At 35.6% G+C, this 22,825-nt stretch carries 22 protein-coding genes and 1 riboswitch; of the genes, 14 read left to right on the top strand and 8 right to left on the bottom strand.

Annotated features, from left to right (window positions below; translation table 11 throughout):
• The first annotated feature begins 11 nt into the window (after positions 1-11).
• Entirely contained in the window at positions 12-1,232 is a 1,221-nt protein-coding gene (locus F4694_RS11475) for an amidohydrolase (protein WP_179597937.1), read from the top strand.
• A gap of 43 nt (positions 1,233-1,275) precedes the next feature.
• On the opposite strand, the gene F4694_RS11470 is transcribed toward F4694_RS11475, so the two are convergent.
• Positions 1,276-2,985: a PucR family transcriptional regulator gene (locus tag F4694_RS11470; RefSeq protein ID WP_179597935.1), complete on the bottom strand. Its 1,710-nt coding sequence runs from the start codon at positions 2,983-2,985 to the stop codon at positions 1,276-1,278.
• Positions 2,986-3,278: 293 nt separating this feature from the next.
• Here F4694_RS11470 and F4694_RS11465 point away from each other — a divergent pair, with 293 nt between their 5' ends.
• Positions 3,279-4,565 (top strand): purine/pyrimidine permease, encoded by a 1,287-nt coding sequence (locus F4694_RS11465; RefSeq protein ID WP_179598144.1) that lies wholly within the window; start codon positions 3,279-3,281, stop codon positions 4,563-4,565.
• Between the two features lie 39 nt (positions 4,566-4,604).
• On the opposite strand, the gene F4694_RS11460 is transcribed toward F4694_RS11465, so the two are convergent.
• The 3 genes from F4694_RS11460 to F4694_RS11450 all read right to left on the bottom strand — a co-directional run bounded on the left by F4694_RS11460 (position 4,605) and on the right by F4694_RS11450 (position 7,038).
• Positions 4,605-5,861, bottom strand: coding sequence for a DUF445 domain-containing protein (locus tag F4694_RS11460; RefSeq protein WP_179597933.1), 1,257 nt, complete (start codon positions 5,859-5,861; stop codon positions 4,605-4,607).
• 89 nt (positions 5,862-5,950) lie between these two features.
• A complete protein-coding gene (locus tag F4694_RS11455) occupies positions 5,951-6,550 on the bottom strand; it encodes a DUF3939 domain-containing protein (RefSeq protein ID WP_179597931.1) in 600 nt (199 codons plus the stop codon).
• 191 nt (positions 6,551-6,741) lie between these two features.
• The gene (locus tag F4694_RS11450) at positions 6,742-7,038 is read right to left on the bottom strand and encodes a HesB/YadR/YfhF family protein (RefSeq protein WP_179597928.1); all 297 of its coding nucleotides are present in this window, start codon (positions 7,036-7,038) and stop codon (positions 6,742-6,744) included.
• A gap of 303 nt (positions 7,039-7,341) precedes the next feature.
• On the opposite strand from F4694_RS11450, the gene F4694_RS11445 reads away from it, so the two are divergent.
• Entirely contained in the window at positions 7,342-7,677 is a 336-nt protein-coding gene (locus tag F4694_RS11445) for a hypothetical protein (protein ID WP_218895610.1), read from the top strand.
• 70 nt (positions 7,678-7,747) lie between these two features.
• On the opposite strand, the gene F4694_RS11440 is transcribed toward F4694_RS11445, so the two are convergent.
• The 4 genes from F4694_RS11440 to F4694_RS11425 form a co-directional block, all read right to left on the bottom strand.
• Positions 7,748-7,927 (bottom strand): hypothetical protein, encoded by a 180-nt coding sequence (locus tag F4694_RS11440; protein ID WP_179597926.1) that lies wholly within the window; start codon positions 7,925-7,927, stop codon positions 7,748-7,750.
• 117 nt (positions 7,928-8,044) lie between these two features.
• Positions 8,045-9,394: a hemolysin family protein gene (locus F4694_RS11435; RefSeq protein ID WP_179597924.1), complete on the bottom strand. Its 1,350-nt coding sequence runs from the start codon at positions 9,392-9,394 to the stop codon at positions 8,045-8,047.
• A 61-nt stretch (positions 9,395-9,455) separates the two neighbouring features.
• Positions 9,456-9,833, bottom strand: a complete 378-nt coding sequence (locus tag F4694_RS11430; RefSeq protein ID WP_218895609.1) for a MerR family transcriptional regulator — start codon at positions 9,831-9,833, stop codon at positions 9,456-9,458.
• Positions 9,834-10,046: 213 nt separating this feature from the next.
• Positions 10,047-11,180 carry a histidine kinase N-terminal domain-containing protein gene (locus F4694_RS11425; protein WP_179597922.1) on the bottom strand — a complete coding sequence of 378 codons (1,134 nt, stop codon included), beginning with the start codon at positions 11,178-11,180 and terminating at the stop codon, positions 10,047-10,049.
• Positions 11,181-11,378: 198 nt separating this feature from the next.
• A riboswitch (TPP riboswitch) is annotated at positions 11,379-11,485 on the top strand.
• 126 nt (positions 11,486-11,611) lie between these two features.
• On the opposite strand from F4694_RS11425, the gene thiT reads away from it, so the two are divergent.
• The 11 genes from thiT (at position 11,612) to F4694_RS11370 (ending at position 22,725) form a co-directional block, all read left to right on the top strand.
• Entirely contained in the window at positions 11,612-12,187 is a 576-nt protein-coding gene (gene thiT / locus F4694_RS11420; RefSeq protein ID WP_179597920.1) for an energy-coupled thiamine transporter ThiT, read from the top strand.
• Between the two features lie 131 nt (positions 12,188-12,318).
• Positions 12,319-12,549 (top strand): FeoA family protein, encoded by a 231-nt coding sequence (locus F4694_RS11415; RefSeq protein ID WP_374757423.1) that lies wholly within the window; start codon positions 12,319-12,321, stop codon positions 12,547-12,549.
• Positions 12,549-14,555, top strand: a complete 2,007-nt coding sequence (gene feoB, locus F4694_RS11410) for a ferrous iron transport protein B (RefSeq protein ID WP_179597916.1) — start codon at positions 12,549-12,551, stop codon at positions 14,553-14,555. The genes F4694_RS11415 and feoB overlap by 1 nt, the downstream gene beginning before the upstream one ends.
• An 18-nt stretch (positions 14,556-14,573) precedes the next feature.
• Positions 14,574-14,729 carry a FeoB-associated Cys-rich membrane protein gene (locus tag F4694_RS11405; RefSeq protein WP_179597914.1) on the top strand — a complete coding sequence of 52 codons (156 nt, stop codon included), beginning with the start codon at positions 14,574-14,576 and terminating at the stop codon, positions 14,727-14,729.
• Positions 14,730-14,833: 104 nt separating this feature from the next.
• Complete coding sequence (locus F4694_RS11400; RefSeq protein ID WP_179597912.1) at positions 14,834-15,289, top strand: helix-turn-helix transcriptional regulator; 456 nt, start codon at positions 14,834-14,836, stop codon at positions 15,287-15,289.
• Between the two features lie 119 nt (positions 15,290-15,408).
• A complete protein-coding gene (locus tag F4694_RS11395; protein ID WP_218895608.1) occupies positions 15,409-17,439 on the top strand; it encodes a transglycosylase domain-containing protein in 2,031 nt (676 codons plus the stop codon).
• 140 nt (positions 17,440-17,579) lie between these two features.
• Positions 17,580-18,137 (top strand): RNA polymerase sigma factor SigY, encoded by a 558-nt coding sequence (gene sigY, locus F4694_RS11390; RefSeq protein WP_179597910.1) that lies wholly within the window; start codon positions 17,580-17,582, stop codon positions 18,135-18,137.
• Positions 18,091-18,441: a YxlC family protein gene (locus F4694_RS11385; RefSeq protein WP_179597908.1), complete on the top strand. Its 351-nt coding sequence runs from the start codon at positions 18,091-18,093 to the stop codon at positions 18,439-18,441. The genes sigY and F4694_RS11385 overlap by 47 nt, the downstream gene beginning before the upstream one ends.
• The gene (locus tag F4694_RS11380; protein ID WP_179597906.1) at positions 18,434-18,631 is read left to right on the top strand and encodes a sigma-Y antisigma factor component; all 198 of its coding nucleotides are present in this window, start codon (positions 18,434-18,436) and stop codon (positions 18,629-18,631) included. Before F4694_RS11385 ends, F4694_RS11380 begins: the two co-directional genes overlap by 8 nt.
• A gap of 324 nt (positions 18,632-18,955) precedes the next feature.
• Positions 18,956-20,713 carry an ABC transporter ATP-binding protein gene (locus tag F4694_RS11375; protein ID WP_179597904.1) on the top strand — a complete coding sequence of 586 codons (1,758 nt, stop codon included), beginning with the start codon at positions 18,956-18,958 and terminating at the stop codon, positions 20,711-20,713.
• Complete coding sequence (locus F4694_RS11370; RefSeq protein WP_179597902.1) at positions 20,710-22,725, top strand: ABC transporter ATP-binding protein; 2,016 nt, start codon at positions 20,710-20,712, stop codon at positions 22,723-22,725. Before F4694_RS11375 ends, F4694_RS11370 begins: the two co-directional genes overlap by 4 nt.
• Positions 22,726-22,825: the final 100 nt, after the last annotated feature.

Genomic DNA, 22,825 nt, shown 5'->3' with positions numbered 1-22,825 from the left:
GAGGAAATAGAATGACCACTCCATATTGGTTAACAAATGTAAGATTAGAAACTGGATATATACAAGATGAAAAAGGTACTTACGAAACAAAAACAGAGCTTTTCCACTTGAAAATTGAGGACGGAAGAATTGTAGAAAAGCAGAGTAATAGCTTTGCCATTCAACCAAGTGAAAAGACGAAGGATGGGAAAGGCTTTTTGGCATTACCAACTTTTAAAGAAATGCACAATCATTTAGATAAAACTTATCTTTCGCTTGATTGGAAGGCACCTATACCTGCTAAAAATTTAGAAGAACGGTTGCGATTAGAAGCGATGGAGCTTGAGGTTTTAGCGCCAACAACAAAACAGCGTGCAAGTGCTATGATTGAATTGCTTCTTTCTCAAGGATCGACACACATTCGATCACATGTAAATATCGATCCTTATATTGGTTTGAAAAATCTTGAGGGTGTGAAAGCAGCGCTTGAGGATTATTCTGATAAACTAACTTATGAAATCGTAGCTTTCCCACAACATGGATTATTAAGAGAAAATGTCATTCCGTTGATGAAAGAAGCAATGAGAACAGGAGCTAACCTTGTAGGAGGGCTAGACCCAGCAGGAATCGACCGCAACATTGAAAAATCCCTATATGAAGTGATAAATCTTGCGACAGAATTTGATGCTGATATTGATATTCATTTACATGATCATGGACATGTCGGCTTTTATACAGTTGATAAATTTGTAGAAATGGTAGAAGAAGCAAAATGGTACAAGCGGGCTGCAGTTAGTCACGCATTTTGTTTAGGAGAAGTACTAGTAGCACAACAGGAGGAAATCGCAGATAAATTGAGCGCAGCAGGTATGTCAATCATGTCTACGATACCTATTAATAGGACACTTCCGCCAATCGATTTGTTAGATCAAAAAGAAGTAAATGTATACTTAGGCTGCGATGGTTTCTATGATTCCTGGGGACCATTTGGCACAGGTGATGTATTAGAAAAGGTAACACGCTTCGGTGAACTTTTTCGAAAAAGTGATGAACGTTCATTAGCACAGTCTTTAAAATGGGCAACAGGTGGTCCAACGCCTCTAAATAAGGATGGTGAAGTTGCCTGGCCGCTTCATGGTGATGAAGCAAGTCTTATTCTAGTCAATGCATCCTGTTCAGCAGAAGCAGTAGCAAGAACACCCAAGCGTGAGGCTGTTATGTTTAAAGGTAAAATAGTTTCAGGCCAATTATAAATGAAATGCCCCGTTAGTTATGAATTAACGGGGCTTCGATTCCTTATGAATCTGTATGAAGTTTCTTATTTAACAGCCTAAAAATCTTTAATGCCAGTTGTGTTTGAAGCAGTTCCTCTGAATTTTTTAAATCAGAATTTAATATTTCTTTGATTTTCTCGATTCTATAGATGAGTGTATTCCGATGCAAGAACATCGCTTTTGCTGTTTCACTGATATTGATGTTATTTTGAAAATAATTTTCTAACGTAATAATGTAGCTCGTTCCATGTAACTGGTCGTGTTCATAAACCTTTCCGAGCCGCTTCATAAAAAATTCTTCGAGTTCCATGTCTTTAATATTTGAATCTAAAAAGTGATAAATAGAATGATCTTCAAAATGGGATACTCCGCCACTGTTTTCGAATTTTTGCATTAATCTTATCGATTCGTTTGCCTCCGAAAAGCTTTTATGAAGTGAACGAATCGATGTATACTGTCGACCAATTCCGATTAAGAAGGTAGAATTATTAATTTGTTTATTCAGTTTACTGTATAGGTTATTAGTGTATTGTTTCGCTTCGGAAACAGAAACCGGTGGCCGGTTTTCATGCTGACCAATTAAGATAATGATGCGATTATTTCTATGAAAGCAGGTAACCTCTCCGTCTGCTTTATTAGCGTAATCATAAATTAGCTCCACACATTTTCTAGCTTTATTCTCCAAGCTAACTCTTCTGGCCACCATATCCTCATAATGCTCGAACTCATCTGATTGTATATTAATCACAATACAGTAATACATATAGTTTGCATGAAGTCCATGCATTTCACTTAGAGTATGAATGGTTTCACTAGAGGTTATTTTTCCTGTAAGCAAATCATCGAAAAAGTCCTGTCGAATTTTTAATTTCACTTCTTCTATTTCTTTGGCTTTTATCCTCTCAAGTGCAATGTTTGTTGAGGCTTGCTCTAAAATAATGAAATCAAATTCAGTTAGCTCACTTACAGTTTGCCACACAATTATATACCCATAAATATAGCTTGCTGCGGCAACAGGCAAAATTCGGCAATTTATTTCCATGCCATCTAAGTAAAAAATTCTTTTTATGGTCTTTTTCATTTCACTAATATTTTTTGGTATAGAGTCAATGAATTCTTTTGGAAATGCCGATCTATTTTTTACCAGGTCAAGACAGTATGAAAGCGGAACTTTATTATTCATATGTTCTGTAAAGTCCACTAGATGCCAATCTTCATTTACAAAAATAATAGGGTTATTAATCGTCTCAGATAACATCGATAAAATTCTATCAATTCCACCGCCTTCAAGCGTAATTCTAAAAAATAAATTATGTATGTCTAGGGTTTTTCTATTTAGTAAATCGTATCTCCCTGATGCTTTTTCATTAATAATCGAGATGACCCTTGATAATGTATATTCAAATGGCAACTCTAGTAAAGGTAATCCAAGCCTGTTTGCTTCATCAATCATATTCTGTGGGAGTTTATCAAAGTATCTTTTCATTTTAACAACTAGACCAGCACAGTTAATTTGAGCAAGCTCTTGAATGATTCTATTTTGTAATTCTACATTGTCTTTAAAGATATAGCCCGTTGATAAAAGCAGTTCATTTGGTGAAAGCCAGTCGAACACCTCAGGATTTTCAATAATATTTACAATGGCTATCTCATTATTAATTCCTTTTTCCCCACCCACTAGTTTTAATCCATCAATGGCTTTAATTTCAAAAAGGTCCTTTACGGTCAACAATTTTTACACATCCTAAATTATCATTTCATCACCACTTATTGTACAACATGCTCAAATGAAATCAAGTCTACATATCCTTTAGTAGTATTTGGGATGATTTGGTCACAATTTATTATGCATAATGCCTAAAAAACTAAGAAGATTTTTGGGCAAGATGGCTAATAAGGTATGGGAACCCTTTCATTAGCTTAACAATTAATTATATTATGCTTATAATTGAGAAGGTCAGGTGCTATCCCAATATGATAATGGACATTGATATTATTGAAATTTGAAAGGTTACCGAATAATTGATGAATACTAAAAACAAATATCTAAGTGTGTTTCAATGGTTTATCTATTTGCTAGCCAATTCAATTGCGCTGCCAATTGTAATTGGAAATGTATTTCAACTCTCTGTAGCAGAAATATCAGATTTAATGCAGAGAACGTTTTTTATCGTAGGATTGAGTTCTTTTATACAAGGGAAGTTTGGTCATAAATATCCGATAGTAGATGGCCCAGCTGGTTCCTGGGTTAGTATTTTTGTGATCTTCGCGAGTATTGGGACACAGCAAGGGTTGACATTGGAAGAGACTTTACGAACGCTCGAGTGGGGGTTAATCATTGCTGGATTATTATTACTTCTATTAGGGATAACAAAGTGGGTTCAACATTTCCTGTTTCTCTTTTCACCTATTGTAACAGGCACATTTCTATTAATTTTAGCCATCCAGTTGAGTGCTGTCTTTCTAAAGGGAATGGTGTTAAAGGATAGTGACACTGGTCATATGGATGTGGTGAGCTTTATCCTAGCTATTTTTACATTTTTCTTTATCATTGTACTATCATCTAAAGCAAAGGGATGGTTAAAAAATTATGCAATCTTATTAGGAATCTTGGCAGGTTGGATCGTATTCCTTATTTCTGGAAAAGGTAATCAAAGCGTCTCAATATTATCAACAGATATCATCAAATTACCAGAAATTTTCCCGTGGGGCTTGCCCATAATATCTGGGAGTGTCTCAGTTACTGCTATTTTATTTACATTTTTACTTATGTCTAATACATTTGCCGCCATTACCGCTGCAGAGGAAGCAATTCCCAATAATAAAGGACAATTTCGGAATAGGCTTAATCTGGGAACTTGTATAGGTGGAGTTTCTCACCTTTTTTCTGCTGTTTTCTCAACAATTGCGGTTGTACCTTTACCAGCCACATCTGGCTTTGTAAGATTAACAAAACAATATCGAATTATTCCTTTTCTGTTTGCTTGTGGGATTATGGTAATGATTTCATTGTTTCCGAGTGTCGTTGGCTTATTGGCTTCTTTACCATTACCCGTCGCAAGTGCAGCCCTTTTGGCAACTCTAATCGAGATGTTTGGGATAGCATTTCGCTCACTGACAAAACAGCCATTAAATGACAGGAATATTACCATTATTGGAACAGCGTTACTATTTGGAATAGGAATTATGTTTCTACCAGATGATATCTTTAACGGTCTACCATATATCATTCAACATATAGGTAAAAATGGTTTATTAATCGGTACATTACTTGCAATTCTTTTTGAACAACTTTGGAAACCTAAAAATTAAGCTGCAGAGAAAAATGTCCTGCAGCTATTACCTTAATCTTTAAAAAATCAATTTTAAGCCCACTAATACAAGCCCGATAAGAAAGCCACAGACAGCACCGTTTACACGAATCCATTGAAGATCTTTTCCAACATTGTTTTCAATCATATGAATAAGAGTTTTATTATCCAATTTTTCTAAGTTTTCTTCCACAAGCTTTCCAACCTTCGAATGATTGTTATCGACAAAAATGGAAATTTGCTGCTGAATCCAAGATTCAATAGCATTTACTTTTTCATGATCTGTTTTTAAACTCTCCAGTGCCTTGGTTAAATGAGGAAGGAGATAGTCCTCATAAAAATCAGGTAATTCAATTAGGGAAATCGCCTTTTCTTTTAGTTGTTCAATAAAATCAGTGATTTTATCCTCTAAGTGCCAGTGGGATATCATTTGTTCTTTTATATTATTTATTTCTAAAACCAGGTTTTCATCGGTTTTAATATCTTGTAGCTTTGTGTTTATATGAAAAAGTAACGTTTGCCTATTTTGATTAAATGGATCCCCAAAGCTTTGTACACCCTTTTGAATCAGACCCTGAATGATACTGCCTAATTTTTCCTCATTCACAATATTCGTAAAGGATTTTAAAGCAAATTGCATAAAACCATCCGCTTTAATATTTTCTAGAGCATCCACTGCCATCCTACCAAGTCTTTCCTTTGTACTTTCCTTTTTAGACCAATCATCGATTTCCTTTAGGACAAAATCAAGTGCTTTTTCATCATATTTCCGTTTTAATAGTTGATCAATAATGACAGGAAGATACTTACTTGCATCTAAATCTTTTAGCTTCACTTTCAATTCGCTTTCAATAATGGGGGCTAATTTTTTACTATCAACCGAAAGAAGCAAATGCTGGATTAGCTTAATCGTAACATTCCTGACCTGCTGCCCAGTGATAGCTTGCTCAGCAAAGTTAAAGAGTTTTTCAGTAAAAGGAATGCTTGATACTTTCTTTCTAATACTTTCTTTCGTCAGCCAATCATTTTCAAGCATTGAAATAATGGCAGCAATAATTCTCTTACGGTTTTTTGGTAAAAGTGCCGTATGCGGTATAGGTAAACCTAGAGGGTGGCGAAATAACGCGGTAACCGCGAACCAATCTGCAAGACCGCCAACCAAACCTGCTTCAAATCCTCCCTGAAGGATTGTTCCCCAAAGGGAATCCTGAAAAGGGAATGTAACAATAAAACCTGCTCCCATAACAGCTAGAGAAATCGTCGCTAAATGCTGCGATTTATTCTTTTTCTTCGACATCTGTGTATCCCTCATTTTTACGAAAATATGGTTGTTTATTGATATTATCTCAATAACATCAAAAAAAGCAAAAAAAAACTCCTCTCATGTTACTGAGAAGAGTTTTCCACTTTCTTTTTCTTAGGTGGAATATGAGTTATGAGTCCATCCATTTCAGTAATATAGAACTGTATTACAGGAGTAGATTTCAAATATTTTTCTTGAACCAATTGGTAATAGTTCACTCTTCGCTGAGGGTCAAATCGCAGCATAGGATATTCCTTTTGTTCATTAACATATAAATCTACTGCCTTTTGTACAATGTCCATTTCGACTGGTATTTTCATTTCGTTTTCCTCAAACAAATCATAGGTTTCTTTAGACATATAAAACTTTTTAGAAGGGACCCCGCCTAAAATATTTGCGAGTTGTTTAAAATCAATACTGTTATCATCTTGTACAATGATTGTTCTGTATACACCTTTTGGCAGATTATCTGAGAATTGCCTCACAGCTTTCCGAACCTGGTCAATGGTTATATCAATGATTGGATAGTTTTGTGCTTCTTGCAGATTAATTTGTGAGTCATTTTTAAACTCTGTAGTTTTATCTACAGGTTTTTTATAGTATTTTTGTATTATTACGTAACCTGTATATCCTCCAATCCCAGTCCCAAGGAAAGTAAAAATAATTGTAAACCAATGTTCCATATTGTCCAACCCCCTCTACGTAGGTTAGGAGCCATACTGCTCACACATTTTATTATATAGGCGCTTACATTATTCCAATGCAGATCGCATTTTATTCTGATTTTAATCATGTAATTTAAGTATACTAATAAAATAGGAAATAGGGCAGCCATTTATCATGGGTGCCCTAAGGAAATAATATTGGAGAAGAATTAGTTAATTGCAAATGTTTCTTTAAAGCTTATTTGGATTTCTTTCATTTCTTCGTTATAGGATAAACAAGTTTCAGTATCCTCGAAAAACCATACATCATTTCCTTCTACATAGAAGTTAATACCATTTATTTCTTTGGTAATGCCGATATTTGATGGTGATTCTGCCGAAAACGCGAGGCTGAAGCCCTTGTGTTTTTCACCAAAACCATCATATTGCGGATACATTCTCACAGTATTAATCTCGAATTCATTCGTAAACCACTTTGCAGCTTTTTCATCAATAGAAAGTAACATATAAATGCACCAACCTTTTCAAAATGGTAATCGTCATAAATAGATTAAAAAATGTAAATTAAAAAGAAATGTTAATCATTTCTTATGATATTAGATTAAGTCTTTTTATTAGATTTGCATGTGATATTTTTCACAAGAAACTCTGTCATAAAGGTTAATTTAAAAAATGTTCATATTTCCGCAATAAACGTCATCAAAAGTGGATACTAAAAAATACCGTTTAGTAATGTTTTAGAATTTGTAACATATTCAAAGTGTTAAAGGTGATAAAATGGATTTAATACGAAAAGGGAGATTCTAACTATGGAGCAAAAACTTGATAAATTAACGGAGAACATTTCTGATATTAAAACACTAATAAATACATTTAATAAAACATTAGAAAACATCGAACATAGACTTTCCCGGTTGGAGCAAATGGACAGAATTGAGCACCGAGTTGAGGTTAATCAAATTGACTTATCAGATATAAAAGAATCACTGCAGCGTATTGAAGACGTGCAAGGCAATGTCGTAAAACAGTTAGAGAATAACTTAGGAAATGGTGAGGAGATTAAGCATATTAATCGCCGCCTAGATTCACACTTGATTAAATTAGCCAAAGCGGAAGAAGAAATCATCATCCTAAAAAACAGATAAATAAAAAAAAGATCAGATATGTTAAACTGATCTTTTTTATGTGTTGAATAAGATTGCAATCGTTTACAATTTATCTACCTAATAGTGCTTTAAGCGCCTTATAGATAAACGCTAAAGAAAAAATAATCATTGCTAATGAGCCAACGATATCAAAAATTGGACCTAAGAAGCTTAAAAATGATACCAGTTCTACACTCATTAAAACAAATCCAGAAAGTATTGCCGCTAAGAATAAGAAAATTAATTCCATCGTAATTTCTCCCTCCTTTAGTTTTAGAATATGATTAGAAGGGTGAAGGTGATTGGATTTTAGGGAGAATATTACAATTTTATTACAAAAAAAAAAACAGACCTCAGGGATCTGTTTTTAAGAGAGTACTTCTGTTTGAGGCAAAGCTATATTATTCGTACTAACTTCCTCATTTACAATCCTTGTTACCTCGATATACTTGATATGGTGTTCTTCCATATCAAGTATTTTAAAGGCGTAGGAATCGTGATGAATGGAGTCTCCTTCTTTGGCCTCGTAATTCTCTGTTAATATCCAGCCGCCAATGGTGTCGATATCTTCATCATCAATATCGACGCCCAACAAATCATTCACTTCTGTGACTAAGACTTTTGAATCTATAATATAATGGTTCTCCTTAATTTTACGTATCATTGGAATCTCATCCGAATCAAATTCATCCCGGATTTCACCAACAATCTCCTCAAGGATATCTTCAACCGTGACCAGGCCAGAGGTACCGCCATATTCATCCATTAAAATAGCCATGTGCATTCGATCTTTCTGCATTTTTACAAGCAAATCATGGATTGGTATCGTTTCAATTACTCTAATGATCGGACGAGTATAATGTTCAAGTGTTTTCGTAGACAAGGTCTCTTTACTGATTAAATCCGTCACCATTTCCTTAATATTTACTAAACCAATAATATGGTCTTTATCACCATCAATAATTGGATATCTCGTATACTTTTCTTCACGAATCACTTCTAGAAAAGTATCGAGAGTATCCTCTTTTGATAATGAAACGATTTCTGTTCTTGGTACCATAATTTCTTTGGCAATTCGGTTATCAAATTCAAAAATTTTATTTACATACTTAAACTCAGATTGGTTAATTTCGCCACTTTTATAGCTTTCTGAGAGGATAATTCGAAGCTCTTCCTCTGTATGTGCCATTTCGCTTTCAGATACTGGTTTAAGACCAAAAATACTCGTTACAATACGTGCAGACCCATTTAATAACCAAATAAACGGATACATCACTTTATAAAAGAGGATTAGAGGCCGCGACATAACCAGAGTAATCAATTCAGCTTTTTGTATAGCCAGTGTTTTAGGTGCCAGTTCTCCTACGACAACATGTAAAAATGTAATGGTCGCAAACGCAATCCCAATGGATAGTACGTGGGAAACACCTTCAGGAATTTCTAGTCCATTGAAAAGCGGAGTGAGCAAATGCTCAATGGTGGATTCCCCAATCCAACCTAAAGCAAGGGCAGTAATCGTAATTCCTAATTGACAAGCTGAAAGATATTCATCTAAATTTGAAATGACTTTTTTTGCAGAGATAGCACTCGAATTACCTTCCTCAATTAACTGGTCAATTCGTGAACTGCGAATTTTAACAATAGCAAACTCTGAAGTTACAAAAAAAGCAGTTAACGCAATTAAAATGGCTATTAAAACCAAGTTAAATATGTCCAAATAAGTTCCCTTAGCTCGTTACATACGAGTTAAGGAGTCACCTCCTAGTAATTTAAAAAAATCAACTCGTTATTCTCAAAAGGGATTCCTTTAAGACTGATTTTAGCATCATTAGATTTGTTGCAAATTTTTCTTTCTGCATGTCATCTAATTTTTCAATAAATGAAGTTAGGTCATATAAATCATTCTGCAGCTGCTGCATTTGCTGTGTAACTGCATTTACATGTTTTTCCACTTCTGAATCACGAATTGTTTTGTCCTTCTTCATATCTAGTTTTCTTTTAATCTCGTCAAGAGGGTAGTGCAAACTTTTACATTCCTCAATAAATTTTAAGTCTTTTAAGGATTCTTCAGTATAAATTCGATAATTAGATTGGGATCGTTCTGCACTTAGTAAACCAATTGATGTGTAATAATCAATTGTGCGTTTAGAGACCATTGCAATTTCTGCTAATTCACCGATACGATAGACAGCCCCATCAAATCACCTCGAGTAATCTAAATTTAAAAATAATTATAGTAAATTACAACTGTACAGTCAAACGTTCTGGTTTGTATAATGGTTGGTATAAACATTTTATGAAAAAAGTCCTGTCTGTATGAATCGGAAAATTATAAATTTTCAAAAATAAAAAAATAAAAATAAGGCCTCCTATATAGGAGACGCAGCAAGGGGTAATTTAATCGTAAATACGGTTAGGTCTGGAGTTGAAAGGCAGGTTAATTCACCTTTATGCTTTTCAATGATTTCCTTACATACAAATAAGCCAAGACCAGTACCCAGCTTTTTTGTTGTGAAAAAAGGCTCAAAAATGGTCTTACTTAATTCAGCAGGAATCATTGGACCATTATTAGATATAGATAAAACAACATGTGAATTATTATCTATAGTGCATTTAATTTCAATCGTTGGGTTCGGTACTCTGTGATGGTTTAACACGTCAATGGCATTGAAAATAATATTAATGAAGACTTGTCTCATTTCATCTGCATATCCAAAAAGGGTGATTTCATCGACGATATCCTTTTTAATTTTGACCTTACCGTCTAAAATACTTGGGTATAGGAAATTTAATACTTCATCAATTAATTTATTCTGATTAAATTGTTCCTTTTCCTTTCCAATTAATTCTTTTTTTGACAAAAGTAGAAATTGTGAGATACGGAAATTAAGTTGGTCCAACTCACTGGAGATAATATCTAGATATTTCATTTCTGGGTGGTCTGCCTTTAGAAGCTGAATAAAACCTTGTATCGACGTCATTGGGTTTCTAAATTCATGAATAAAACTTGATGTCATTTGCCCTAGAAGGGTTAAACGGTCTTGATGAGTAGAATCAATAAACATCGTTTTTTCTTCAATGATTTTGTTTTTAGCTTCTGTATAATGAGTAACAGCGTAATAAAGAAATTTATCAAAGCAGAAATTTATCTTATTTATGGATTCTTGAAGGTCGGCCCATACCAGACCTGACTTACTTAAATAACTATATAAAACACTCCTGCCAAGATTAACATTATAGACAAAGTCTCCAATGTTGATATTCGCTAAGGCTCTTTCTTCGGAAATTTCTAACGCATACTTTTGAATCGTTTCTAGGAGTTCCTCTTCAGTCATCGTATGCATAGTTAATACTATATTAAAAATGGCAATCCCATTTAGACCTATTTTTTCTTTATAGGGATCTCCTTTAGAAATAACAATGGAATTTTCCCATTCACGAAGCAATTCCTCTTTGTTCTTATTAAAAAAATCTATTAAATCCATATGTAACTCAGATAACATCACAGTTTCCTCCTAAGCAAGCCGAACTGATTAAATTAAATTCGTGAAAAGAGCTGGAAATTCCTTTAATTAAAAATAGGTAAATTTTCTCAATTTATATCCGTTATTTTGATAGTTTATTTAATTATAACATGAATCGAAGTTTATCCTTGTAAAAGTCCTATAAAAATAGTATATTCGTCTATGAACATAATTAAATATTTCCACAAGGGGAGCTGCTTTTGGTGGCTGAGAGTGAACGTTCGAGTTCTGACCCTATGAACCTGTTAGTTAACACTAGCGTAGGGATGTGGTTTGCCGAATATTAAATTTTAAGCAATGCAGACAATCCTTATATGTCCTGCATTGCTTTTTTGTATATAGGGCGCCATATTAAACAGTTAAACTATCGAACGGTCTCCAAAATACAAACAAAATTAGGGGGAACATGTATGGAGAAAAAGCGTAATAACACATTATTCTTAGTTGAGGTAGCAGTATTTTCGGCACTTGCTTATTTATTGGATTTGGTTTCGGGATTGTTGTCATTAAAAATATGGCCACAAGGAGGGTCAATTTCTATTGCGATGGTTCCCATTTTTATTATGTCATTTCGATGGGGAATAAAAGGCGGTATCTTATCTGGATTTTTACTAGGATTACTTCAGTTCATCCTTGGTTTTTCGCAAATCTATACGCTTCTACAAGGAATTATTGATTATGCTATTGCCTTTTCAGTCGTTGGTCTAGCAGGTATTTTTGCTTCACAACTGAAAGATTCTCTTTCCCATAATAATAGAAGGAAATGGGTTACATTTGTGTTATTCGGCACATTTTTAGGGAGTGCACTAAGATATCTTGCACATGTGATATCAGGAATTGTGTTTTTTGGCGAATACGCACCTGAGGGTCAGCCGGCAGCTGTATATTCTCTGTTATACAATGGAACCTATATGCTCCCGAGCTTTATCGTATGTGCGATTATTGTTATCCTTGTGATCACAGCCGCACCGAAAAAAATGATATAAGTTAAAAAATAGAAAAGTCTGTGACTTTTCTATTTTTTTTTCGAACTTTTGTCACAAAATCAGCCATTTTTCAATGGTAAAATAATGATATAAATAAAGATAATCATTCTCAATTAACCTATGTAAGGGTGATGGTGATGTTCGGTTCGTTTAAAGTAGGAGATAAAGGAAAAATCATAGATATATCAAAAGTTGGCAGAATGGTCCAAAGACGATTGTTGGACCTAGGGATAACAGAAGGTTCTGAGGTTTGCGTTAAATGCATCATGCCTTTTGGGGGACCAGTCATGTTTGAATCATGTGGACAATGCGTAGGTCTTCGTCGTAAAGAAGCTTGCTTAATAGAAGTGGAGAGGGTTTAATGGAAATCGCACTTATTGGAAACCCGAATACCGGAAAGACTTCATTGTTTAATAATCTTACTGGTTCCTATGAGTATGTTGGCAACTGGAGCGGCGTTACAGTTGAAAAGAAAGTCGGAGTTTTCAAAAAAAATATAGGAAGATTAATTGATTTGCCAGGGGTTTATTCACTTAATCCATTATCAAGAGACGAAGGGGTAGTTACGACCTTTTTCTTAGAGGAACCTGTAGACAGGCTGCTTAATATTTTGGATGCATCGCAATTAGAGCGTAATTTGCATTTAACATTACAATTGCTCGAATATGAAAAACCGGCACTAATCGGTTTGAATATGGTGGATGTCGCGGCCAATCGAGGCATACAAATTGATACGGAAAAATTATCACAGATTTTAGGCGTGAGTGTGGTTCCTGTTGTTGCGAGAAGCGGCAAAGGATGTGATCGATTAATAGAGGTTATTTCAACCAGTTCAAGTCATTCAAAGGTAAAAAAACATGTATATTATGGCAAAGCAGTTGAAGAGGCTATTACTAGATTAAGTATTGAGCTTATCGGCAAGACAGATCATTCACCTAGATGGCTTGCTCTTCAATTATTTGAAGGGAATGAATACGTAAAAAGGTTCCTATCTGACATAGTAGAACCCGCTAGACTTGAATCTTACATTTCACACTTGGAGTCCTTGTTAATTCAAGAAAATATTCATGTAAAATCGCTGACAAACTATATTTACTTGAAGAGGAAAGAGGTTATCGAAAAGATTCTTGAAACCTCTGTTCGGAAGGTAAATACGGTTGTACCATTGTCAGAGAAGATTGATGCCATCGTCACGAATCGCTATTTAGGAATGCCGATTTTCTTAATTTGTATGTATTTGATGTTTATGTTGACCTTTGATTGGCTGGGAACTCCACTATCAGATGTTCTAGATGGAATTTTAACCGGAACAGTTACAACGGGGGTAGAAAAGTTCCTTGGAGCTGTACACGCCTCAGACTTCATACATGCATTAATTATTGAAGGACTAATTGCCGGGGTCGGTGGAGTCCTTGTGTTTGTGCCACAGATATTCATTCTTTTCTTTTTTATATCCTTATTGGAGGATTCAGGCTATATGGCGAGGGTAGCTCTGGTAATGGACAGAATTATGGAGTCTGTTGGGCTGAATGGCAAGGCGTTTATTCCGATGATGATAGGATTTGGTTGTAATGTACCTGGTATCATGGCTGCTAGAACCATTGAAACACCCCGCGAGCGACTAATGACTATTTTATTAACTCCGCTAATGTCATGCTCGGCAAGATTACCAGTGTACGCGTTATTTGTAGGGGCATTTTTTGTAGGTCATAAAGCACTAGTGGTATTAAGTCTTTATGTTCTAGGTATCGTTGTCGCTCTTGTTTTAGCAAAAATATTTACTAAAACACTATTAAAATCCGAAACATCACTTTTCGTGATTGAACTGCCGCCTTATCGCCTTCCACAATTTCAATCGCTTTGGAGAAGTACATGGGATAAGGGAAAGGGTTTTATTCGTAAAGCAGGGACGTTTATTTTCACAGGTTCGGTTTTCATATGGCTATTATCATATGCAGGTCCTAATGGATTAAAAGTGGCTATGGATGATAGCTTTTTAGCTGCAATAGGTAATTTATTTGCGCCGGTTCTAGAACCAATTGGGTTCGGTACTTGGCAAGCGGCAGCTTCGTTAATAACAGGATTTTTAGCAAAAGAAGCAATTATTTCTACCATGAATATTATTTACTTTGTTCCAAATGATGCGGGCTTACAAGGTTTATTGAGCAATTATTACACACCGCTTGCGGCCTATAGCTTTATGGTTTTTATCCTTTTATATATTCCTTGTTTAGCTACTACGGCTACTATTTATAAAGAAACTGGCTCAAAGAAATGGACTGCTTTTTCAATGATGTATGCATTGTTTATTGCTTATGTTTTATGCTTGGTCATTTTTCAGGGCGGAAAACTGTTTGGATTAGTCTAAGATGAGGATGTGTACCGTATGATAGCTAATATCTTTATTGGCACTGCGATATTTGGTTACGCCACTTGGGCATTGGTGAAGTTTATAAATAAATCAAAAAAAGGGAAATGTGCTGCATGTGACCTTCAAAAGTCTTGCTCTAGTCAAGGTCAATGTGGAGTTCCGCCAAAATAAAACTGTAAAACTGCTATTCATTTATGGATAGCAGTTTTTTCTTTTCAATATGAGAGAACTTGTGTAAAATTACACTAATAGGTGTTTTGAAGGAAGGGTTTTAATTGAATAGAGATGAAATTATTATGCTAGTTTCAGATAAACTGCGGTTGATTCGTACTGAAGCAGGATATACTCAGGATAAAATGGCAGAGATCATTGGTGTATCAAAAAAAACCTTGGTTCAAATTGAAAAAGGTAGAGTGCTGGCAGGCTGGTCTACGGTAGTCACCATTTGTGCTTTATTTAGAGAAACAGAAACCGTCCAATTTTTATTTGGAAATGAACCGTTAGAAGTCTTGGAAACTGTGGCACGCGAAGGAATAGATTATCGTAGAATGAAAACCTTTGGAGGGAAAATTTGGTGGCGTGTAGTCACTAGAAGGAACGGATTTGTTCTCCAGCAGAATATTCTAAGTAAGCATTTCCGTATATTGGATGAAAAACATTATCGGGTATACAGCAGCTTTGACGAAAAACAATCCAAAATCCGCTTTAAAGAATTAACCAAGAATGAATAGAAAAGCAATCGAATGCAATTTCGAGTGCTTTTTTTTTTTACCACAAAATTGGTTAATATTTCCCCTTTTTGGGAAAAAGAAAATGATGTCCTTCATTTCTTATTTCTTAAGGAGGAATTATGAAAAAGGTAGTGAATAATTGGAAGCGATGGCATATGAACCAAGTAATGGTTCTGGCGTTTTCTCTTTTAGTTTTAGGCTTTCTAGGGATTGTCTACGCTTATTCTATGGATGCAGATATTTCTTCACTAAAGAATGAACTTCCCCAGGCAACCGTATTTTATGATTTGAATGGTGAGGTTGCAAGTAAAGTGTCTGCGAATAAAAATGAAGGTATTTCCATTGATGAGGTACCAGAATCGATGAAAAATGCAGTAATTGCAATAGAGGACCGTCGATTCTATGAACATCATGGTGTAGATTATATTGGTATTATTAGAGCACTTATTCGCGACATAAAAGCCCGTGGAATGGTAGAAGGCGGCAGTACAATTACCCAGCAATTAACAAAAAACACGTTGCTAACCTCTCAGAAAACCCTGAAAAGGAAGATAGATGAAGTGTTTTTAGCGATGGAAATCGAGAGACAATTCAGTAAATCAGAAATCCTTCAGATGTACTTAAATCAGATTTATTTTGGTGATGGTGCGTGGGGGATCAAGCATGCAGCAAGCAATTATTTTGCCAAAGAAGTCGAAGATCTCACTATTAGCGAATCAGCCTTACTGGCAGGTCTAATAAAAGCACCTTCTTCTCTAAACCCCTATCAGCACTTGGACAAGGCAACCGAGAGGAGAAATCTGGTACTCAATCAAATGAAGAATCAAGGCTATATTACAACAGAACAATATGACCAAGCGATAAATGAAAAGGTTATCTTAAATAATAAAGGAGGAGATCCATTTCGAGGGAAGTATCCGCACTATGTTGATCAAGTTTTTGAAGAAGCCATCAATGTCTATCATTTATCACAGGATGAATTATTAACAGGCGGCTATCAAATATACACGGAACTAGATCCTGCTATGCAAAAAGCGATGGAGGAGACGTATCAAAGAGATGATTTATTTCCGAGGGGGTCAGATTCTCTGATTCAAAGCGGAGGGATATTACTTGACCCCAAAACGGGTGGAATCCGTGCCCTTGTTGGCGGACGAGGGGAGCATACCTTTAGAGGTTATAACCGTGCCACTCAATTAAAAGCACAGCCAGGTTCTTCTATTAAACCAATCGCAGTCTTTACACCTGCCCTCGAAGCGGGCTGGAAAATAACGGATATGTTAAAAGATGAACCAATGACCTTTGGAGAATACGAGCCAAAAAATTATAATCATGAATATGCTGGTGAAGTGCCAATGTATGAAGCAGTGAAAGATTCAAAAAATGTGTCTGCAGTCTGGTTATTAAATGAGATAGGAATTGAAAAAGGAATAAATTCAACCAAACGCTTTGGTATACCTTTGCAAAAGGGTGATCGTAATCTATCACTTGCACTCGGTGGATTAGAACAAGGAGTATCGCCGCTTGTCATGGCTGAGGCCTATTCTGTCTTCCCGAATAATGGAGTTAAAATTAAAGCTCATGTCATTAAAAAGATTGTGGATACAGAGGGTAATATTATTGGACAATGGAAGGAAAAAAGGGAAAAAGTCACAACTAAATCCGTAACTGATCACATTACCACCATGCTCCTTGGGGTTGTTGAGTACGGGTCCGGAAAAAGCGCACAAATTTCGGGTAGAGAGATTGCAGGCAAAACAGGTTCGACGCAAGTACCGATAGAAGGAATCACTGGGGTAAAGGACCAATGGTTTGTTGGCTACTCACCACAACTTGTCGGAGCTGTGTGGGTGGGCTACGATAAAACCGATGAAAAACACTACTTGAAAACGACAAGCGGAGCAGGAGCAGCTATTCTTTTTCGTGAAGTAATGAAACAGGCATTACAAGGTACTCCTTCTAGTAAATTCAATGTCCCTCACATTGATACTTTAATTGAAAAGAAGCAAGAGGAAGAGGCAGAACAGAGCCGAAAATCACTTGAAGAGTATTTTAATGATGGCCCGAGAAAATGGGAAGAAAGGTGGAAAAAACAAAAAGAAAAGTGGGAAAAACGCTGGAAAAAAATAGGGCCAAACATGAATCATTAACAGAAAGGCACGAAGAAATTCGTGCCTTTTGTGATAGAATTAAAATATTCACCAAATTAAAATGAACGAAATTTGTATTTGCACGTCGTATACATAGACAGAAAATTGAGGGTAGATGGGGGAAAGAGAGGACAAGTGTGATGGATCCGTTAATAAAAAGTGCAAAAGAAGGGGATCATCTTGCATTTGCCATGTTGTTTAAAGAAAATTATCCATTCCTTGTAAAGTATTTAATAAAAATTACAATGAATCCTGATATGGCAGAGGAACTAGCACAAGAAACAATGGCAAAGTGTATTCAAAAGATTCATCTCTATAATGGTCAAAGTAAATTTTCAACTTGGTTAATCTCGATTGCCACTAATGCTTATATTGACCAATGTAGAAAACAAAAGAGAGAAAACCAATGGAAAGGACAAGAAGAAGTTTTTCGAAAACTGAAATGGCATTTTGAAAGCAGGAACGAGGAATGGAACGATGCACTAGAGGCATTAGGAAAATTACCTGTAGACGTCCGGGTTCCCATTGTATTGAAGCATTATTATGGGTATTCATACGATGAAATTGGTGCATGGATGAAAATTTCTTCAGGAACAGTGAAATCTAGGGTTCATAATGGAATTTTGGCAGTAAGAAGGGAGCTGAAACTAGGTGAAGAAACAGAAAGTCGTCATACTCGACAACGAACAACAAAATAATCATGACTTGGATGCTATTCACGAACTGCAAGATGGTTTAAGCAAGGTTGATCAATTCCCTGTCTATACACCGGACTTACAATGGTTTGAAAATATGGTCATAACCGAGAAGGAAAATAACAGAAAAAAACTAAGGAAAGAATTATCCCTATTTCTTATAATTGCATTATTCATTTTAAGTGGAATCATCGTTTCATTTTATCAATTGCCTTTTGTTTTTCTCTTCATTCAAATTATTACTCCGATTTTTATTGTATTTTATACAATTACGAGTTTACGTAAGAAGGTGAAGATTAATGAGTAACGAATTATCACCTGCATTAATCATTATCGTTGCAGCAATCCTTTTACTGCAAAGTATTTTTTTATTTTTAGACGCTAGGAAACGAAATCACAACTATTGGTTATGGGGAATCATTGGTCTTATTCAGGCTCCGATGCCAACACTTTTTTATTTATTATTTGTTCGTAAGATGTTTTCGAAAAAGGGCTGATTAATCAATAAGGAAGATTCTGAAAAATAAGAATTGACATATAAATAAACTGGTGATAATCTAACAAAGGATGTAAAAAAAGGAAAAGGAGGGTTACAAGATGATTGTTTTAGACAGAACTTTATCAGCAACTGAATATCCGAATGTAACCTGCTCCCAGACGACCTTTTTTTAGTGAGTCTATTTTAATTTATTGATAATTAAAACACAGGTTGCGTTCTTTTTAATACGTAACGTGTGTTTTTTTGTCTCTTTTTTTAGTGTCGAGGCATACTGCACTCTTTTGCGGTATGTCTTTTTCTTTTTTTACAAGGGGGTAATGAGATGTTTTCGGTTTTAAAGAAATTGGGATGGTTTTTTAAAGAATATTGGAAGCGGTATGTAATTGCGATATCGTTACTAATTCTGGTTGGGATTTTTGATGTTGTGCCGCCTAAAATAATAGGAATGGCAATAGATGATATTCATCTTGGGGAAATGAATAACGGAAAAATTTTAAAGTATTTAGTCTATCTTATCTTGATTATGGTTCTTTCATATGGAATCACATATGTTTGGATGTACAAATTATTCGGTGGAGCTTTTCTTGTTGAGAGGAAGTTAAGGTCCCGATTCATGAAACATTTGTTAAAGATGTCGCCTACCTTTTATGAAAAAAATCGAACGGGCGACCTAATGGCAAGAGCCACCAATGATTTAAAGGCAATCTCCATCACCGCAGGATTTGGGATATTGACCTTGGTAGATTCAAGTGTTTGGATGCTTACCTTAATTATTACGATGGGGATTTTAATAAGCTGGAAGTTAACCATTGCAGCGATCCTTCCATTGCCAATTATGGCATATATCATGCAAATTTATGGAAATAGAATTCATAAGCGCTTTATGGAAGCGCAGGATGCTTTTGGGGAGTTAAATGATCGCGTACTAGAGTCGGTTGCAGGTGTAAGGGTTATTCGTGCATATGTTCAAGAAGAAGCAGATCGAGGTAGGTTCCATCAATTAACAGAAGATGTCTTTCATAAAAATATTAAAGTTGCAAGGATTGATTCCTTATTTGATCCAACCGTAAAAATACTGGTTGGTGTAAGCTATATGATTGGACTAGGTTATGGAGCTTATTTAGTTTTTAATCAAGCAATTACCTTAGGTGACCTTGTTTCCTTTAATGTATATTTAGGAATGTTAATCTGGCCAATGTTTGCAATAGGTGAATTAATTAATATTATGCAAAGGGGAAATGCCTCACTAGATAGGGTAAATGAAACATTGTCCTTTCAGGAACCGGTTGAAAATCCTTCAATGCCAGTGATAGTTGAAACCCCCGATAGAATCAATTTCAAAGAGGTAACATTTCGCTATCCTTCTTCAAAGGAGGATAATTTAAAGAATATTTCTGTTCAGTTGCTTCAAGGACAGACGTTAGGAATTGTTGGAAAAACAGGCAGCGGAAAAACCACCCTGATTAAACAGTTGCTGCGGCAATATCCTCTTGGAACAGGTGAATTGTCTATCTCAGGTGTACCTCTAAAAGAGCAAACCCTAAACCAAGTTCGCAGATGGATTGGCTATGTTCCTCAAGATCATGTTCTGTTTTCAAAAAGTGTTAAAGAAAATATTCTTTTTGGAAACACAGCGGCAACGGATGAGGAATTGGATAAGGCGATTGAGCTAGCAGCATTTAGAAAGGATTTAGAGATGCTGCCGGAAGGACTAGAAACACTAGTCGGTGAAAAAGGTGTAGCATTGTCCGGGGGTCAAAAACAAAGAATATCGATTGCACGAGCGTTAATAAAAAATCCTGACATTTTGATTCTTGACGATTCGTTGTCGGCTGTTGATGCCAAAACAGAAAAGAGAATTATTGATAATATTCGTGAGATTAGGGAGGACAAAACCACGATAATCACAACTCACCGAATGTCAGCCGTCGAGCATGCAGACCAAATCCTCGTTCTCGAAGATGGAAAAATAATCGAAACAGGAACTCACGAACAACTACTTTCTAATGATGGCTGGTATAAAGAACAATTTTTACGTCAACAAGTGGAAAATAATTTAGAAGAGGAGGTGACAGCATGAATACAGGCCGACGATTAACGCAGTATGCATTAAACTATAAAAAAATCATTGTTGCAGCACTATTTATGCTGACCATTTCCGTTGTTACTGATTTAGCTGGTCCATTCATCGCAAAAAATATTATTGACCAACATATTTTGGGGATTGAATCTGTTTGGTATGAAACTTCTAGTGAAAAAAACACGGCAGAATATAATGGGCAATTTTATAAAAAGGAAAAGAATTTTCCAAACAATGAACAAAAGGGGAAGGAACTTAGAATATTGCAGGTAGATGCAAGGTTTGTCATCGTCGAAGGGAATCTTGAATTCGATGGGAAAAGAACCTTAAAAGACGGTGTTTTAACGGTTCAAAAGGGGACGAAAAGGGCGGAATATAACGCACAAGTCCTTACAACGAAAGAGCTAATGGCGTTTTACGAACTGGAGATTCCGGGCATTATTAAGCTGTTGATCATTTATTTTGGCTTACTAGTAATTTCAGCGATATTTCAATATGGTCAGCGTTTTTTACTTCAGACGTCAGCAAATCGAATTATTCAAAAAATGCGAGAGGATGTATTTGGCCAGATCCAACGGCTTCCCATCCAATACTTTGATAACCTTCCTGCTGGAAAAGTGGTTGCCAGGATTACCAATGACACTGAAGCAATCCGCGAATTATATGTGACGGTACTTGCTCAATTTTTTACCAGTGCAATTTATATTACAGGTATATATGCGGCACTTTTTATCTTGGATGTGAAACTTGCTGCTATTTGTCTAATTCTATTACCTATTCTTTACGGTTGGATGTTAGTGTATCGAAAGTTTGCTTCCAAATACAATCATGTTATTCGTTCACGAATTAGTGATATCAATGCAACCATTAATGAATCGATTGGCGGCATGAGCATCATTCAAGCATTTAGAAGAGAAAAAGAAACAGAAAAGGAATTTGAAAAACTAAATACAGAACATTTTACCTACCAAAATAAATTATTAAGTTTAAATGCTTTAACTTCTCATAATTTAGTGGGGGTTCTAAGGAATCTAGTTTTTGTTGCATTCATATGGTACTTTGGGGGTCAGGCGTTAAGCCCTGCTTCTGTTATTTCGTTAGGAGTGCTGTATGCATTTGTTGATTACATTAACCGTCTTTTTCAGCCCGTACAGGGGATCGTCAATCAATTAGCCAATTTAGAAACGGCCTTAGTGGCAGGTGAAAGAGTCTTTAAACTTATGGATGAACCAGGTGAGAATGTAAGTACACAAAGAATCGATCGTTTTAAAGGTAATGTTACATTCGACCAAGTGTCGTTTGGCTACAAAGATGGAGAGTATGTTTTGAAAGATATTCACTTTGAGGCGAAACAAGGGCAGACCGTCGCGCTTGTAGGACACACGGGATCTGGAAAAAGCTCGATCATGAATTTACTTTTCCGTTTCTATGATTGTCAAAAGGGCAAAATTCTTATTGATGGCAAGGATATTGTCAGCATTCCACGTCAAACGATTCGTAATCATATGGGGATTGTCTTGCAGGATCCATATTTGTTTACGGGTACAATTGCCTCGAATGTGAGTCTTAGTGATCCATCGATTACTAGAGACATGGTTGAAAAAGCTTTAAAGGATGTTGGAGCAGATAAGGTATTTAAGAACCTGGAGAATGGTTATGATGAACCGGTAATTGAAAAAGGTAGTACGTTATCAAGTGGACAGCGCCAGTTAATTTCCTTTGCAAGAGCCCTAGCTTTTAATCCAGCTATTTTAATCTTAGATGAAGCCACATCAAGCATAGATACTGAAACCGAAGCTGTTATCCAAGAAGCTATGGATGTCTTGAAAAAGGGTAGAACCACGTTTATTATTGCACACAGGTTATCAACTATTCGCAATGCTGATCAAATACTTGTGTTAGATCGTGGTAAGATTGTCGAACATGGTTCACATGAAGAATTGATGGTTTTAGGAGGAAAATACTTTCAAATGTATGAACTACAAAAAGGCAGTGCAGGAATTGCAGGTTAACGTTCACAAAATGTTCAATTTAACACCCGTAAACTGTTATTTTTATCACAGGTAAAACACCCTTTTTATGATAATTTATATATGTTTAAGCTGTTTAATA

Source organism: Neobacillus driksii (assembly GCF_013409995.1).
Classification (GTDB): Bacteria; Bacillota; Bacilli; order Bacillales; family Cytobacillaceae; genus Neobacillus; species Neobacillus driksii.
The sequence above is the reverse complement of the archived record's forward strand: the minus strand, read 5'-3'. Positions and strand labels throughout refer to the sequence as shown.

Coding starts and splice junctions, on each gene's coding strand:
- F4694_RS11475 (WP_179597937.1), top strand. CDS start 12: ATGACCACTCCATATTGGTTAACAAATGTAAGATTAGAAACTGGATAT.
- F4694_RS11465 (WP_179598144.1), top strand. CDS start 3,279: ATGAATACTAAAAACAAATATCTAAGTGTGTTTCAATGGTTTATCTAT.
- F4694_RS11460 (WP_179597933.1), bottom strand. CDS start 5,861: ATGTCGAAGAAAAAGAATAAATCGCAGCATTTAGCGACGATTTCTCTA.
- F4694_RS11455 (WP_179597931.1), bottom strand. CDS start 6,550: ATGGAACATTGGTTTACAATTATTTTTACTTTCCTTGGGACTGGGATT.
- F4694_RS11450 (WP_179597928.1), bottom strand. CDS start 7,038: ATGTTACTTTCTATTGATGAAAAAGCTGCAAAGTGGTTTACGAATGAA.
- F4694_RS11445 (WP_218895610.1), top strand. CDS start 7,342: ATGGAGCAAAAACTTGATAAATTAACGGAGAACATTTCTGATATTAAA.
- F4694_RS11440 (WP_179597926.1), bottom strand. CDS start 7,927: ATGGAATTAATTTTCTTATTCTTAGCGGCAATACTTTCTGGATTTGTT.
- F4694_RS11430 (WP_218895609.1), bottom strand. CDS start 9,833: ATGGTCTCTAAACGCACAATTGATTATTACACATCAATTGGTTTACTA.
- F4694_RS11425 (WP_179597922.1), bottom strand. CDS start 11,180: ATGTTATCTGAGTTACATATGGATTTAATAGATTTTTTTAATAAGAAC.
- thiT (WP_179597920.1), top strand. CDS start 11,612: ATGGAGAAAAAGCGTAATAACACATTATTCTTAGTTGAGGTAGCAGTA.
- F4694_RS11415 (WP_374757423.1), top strand. CDS start 12,319: ATGGTGATGTTCGGTTCGTTTAAAGTAGGAGATAAAGGAAAAATCATA.
- feoB (WP_179597916.1), top strand. CDS start 12,549: ATGGAAATCGCACTTATTGGAAACCCGAATACCGGAAAGACTTCATTG.
- F4694_RS11405 (WP_179597914.1), top strand. CDS start 14,574: ATGATAGCTAATATCTTTATTGGCACTGCGATATTTGGTTACGCCACT.
- F4694_RS11395 (WP_218895608.1), top strand. CDS start 15,409: ATGAAAAAGGTAGTGAATAATTGGAAGCGATGGCATATGAACCAAGTA.
- sigY (WP_179597910.1), top strand. CDS start 17,580: ATGGATCCGTTAATAAAAAGTGCAAAAGAAGGGGATCATCTTGCATTT.
- F4694_RS11380 (WP_179597906.1), top strand. CDS start 18,434: ATGAGTAACGAATTATCACCTGCATTAATCATTATCGTTGCAGCAATC.
- F4694_RS11375 (WP_179597904.1), top strand. CDS start 18,956: ATGTTTTCGGTTTTAAAGAAATTGGGATGGTTTTTTAAAGAATATTGG.
- F4694_RS11370 (WP_179597902.1), top strand. CDS start 20,710: ATGAATACAGGCCGACGATTAACGCAGTATGCATTAAACTATAAAAAA.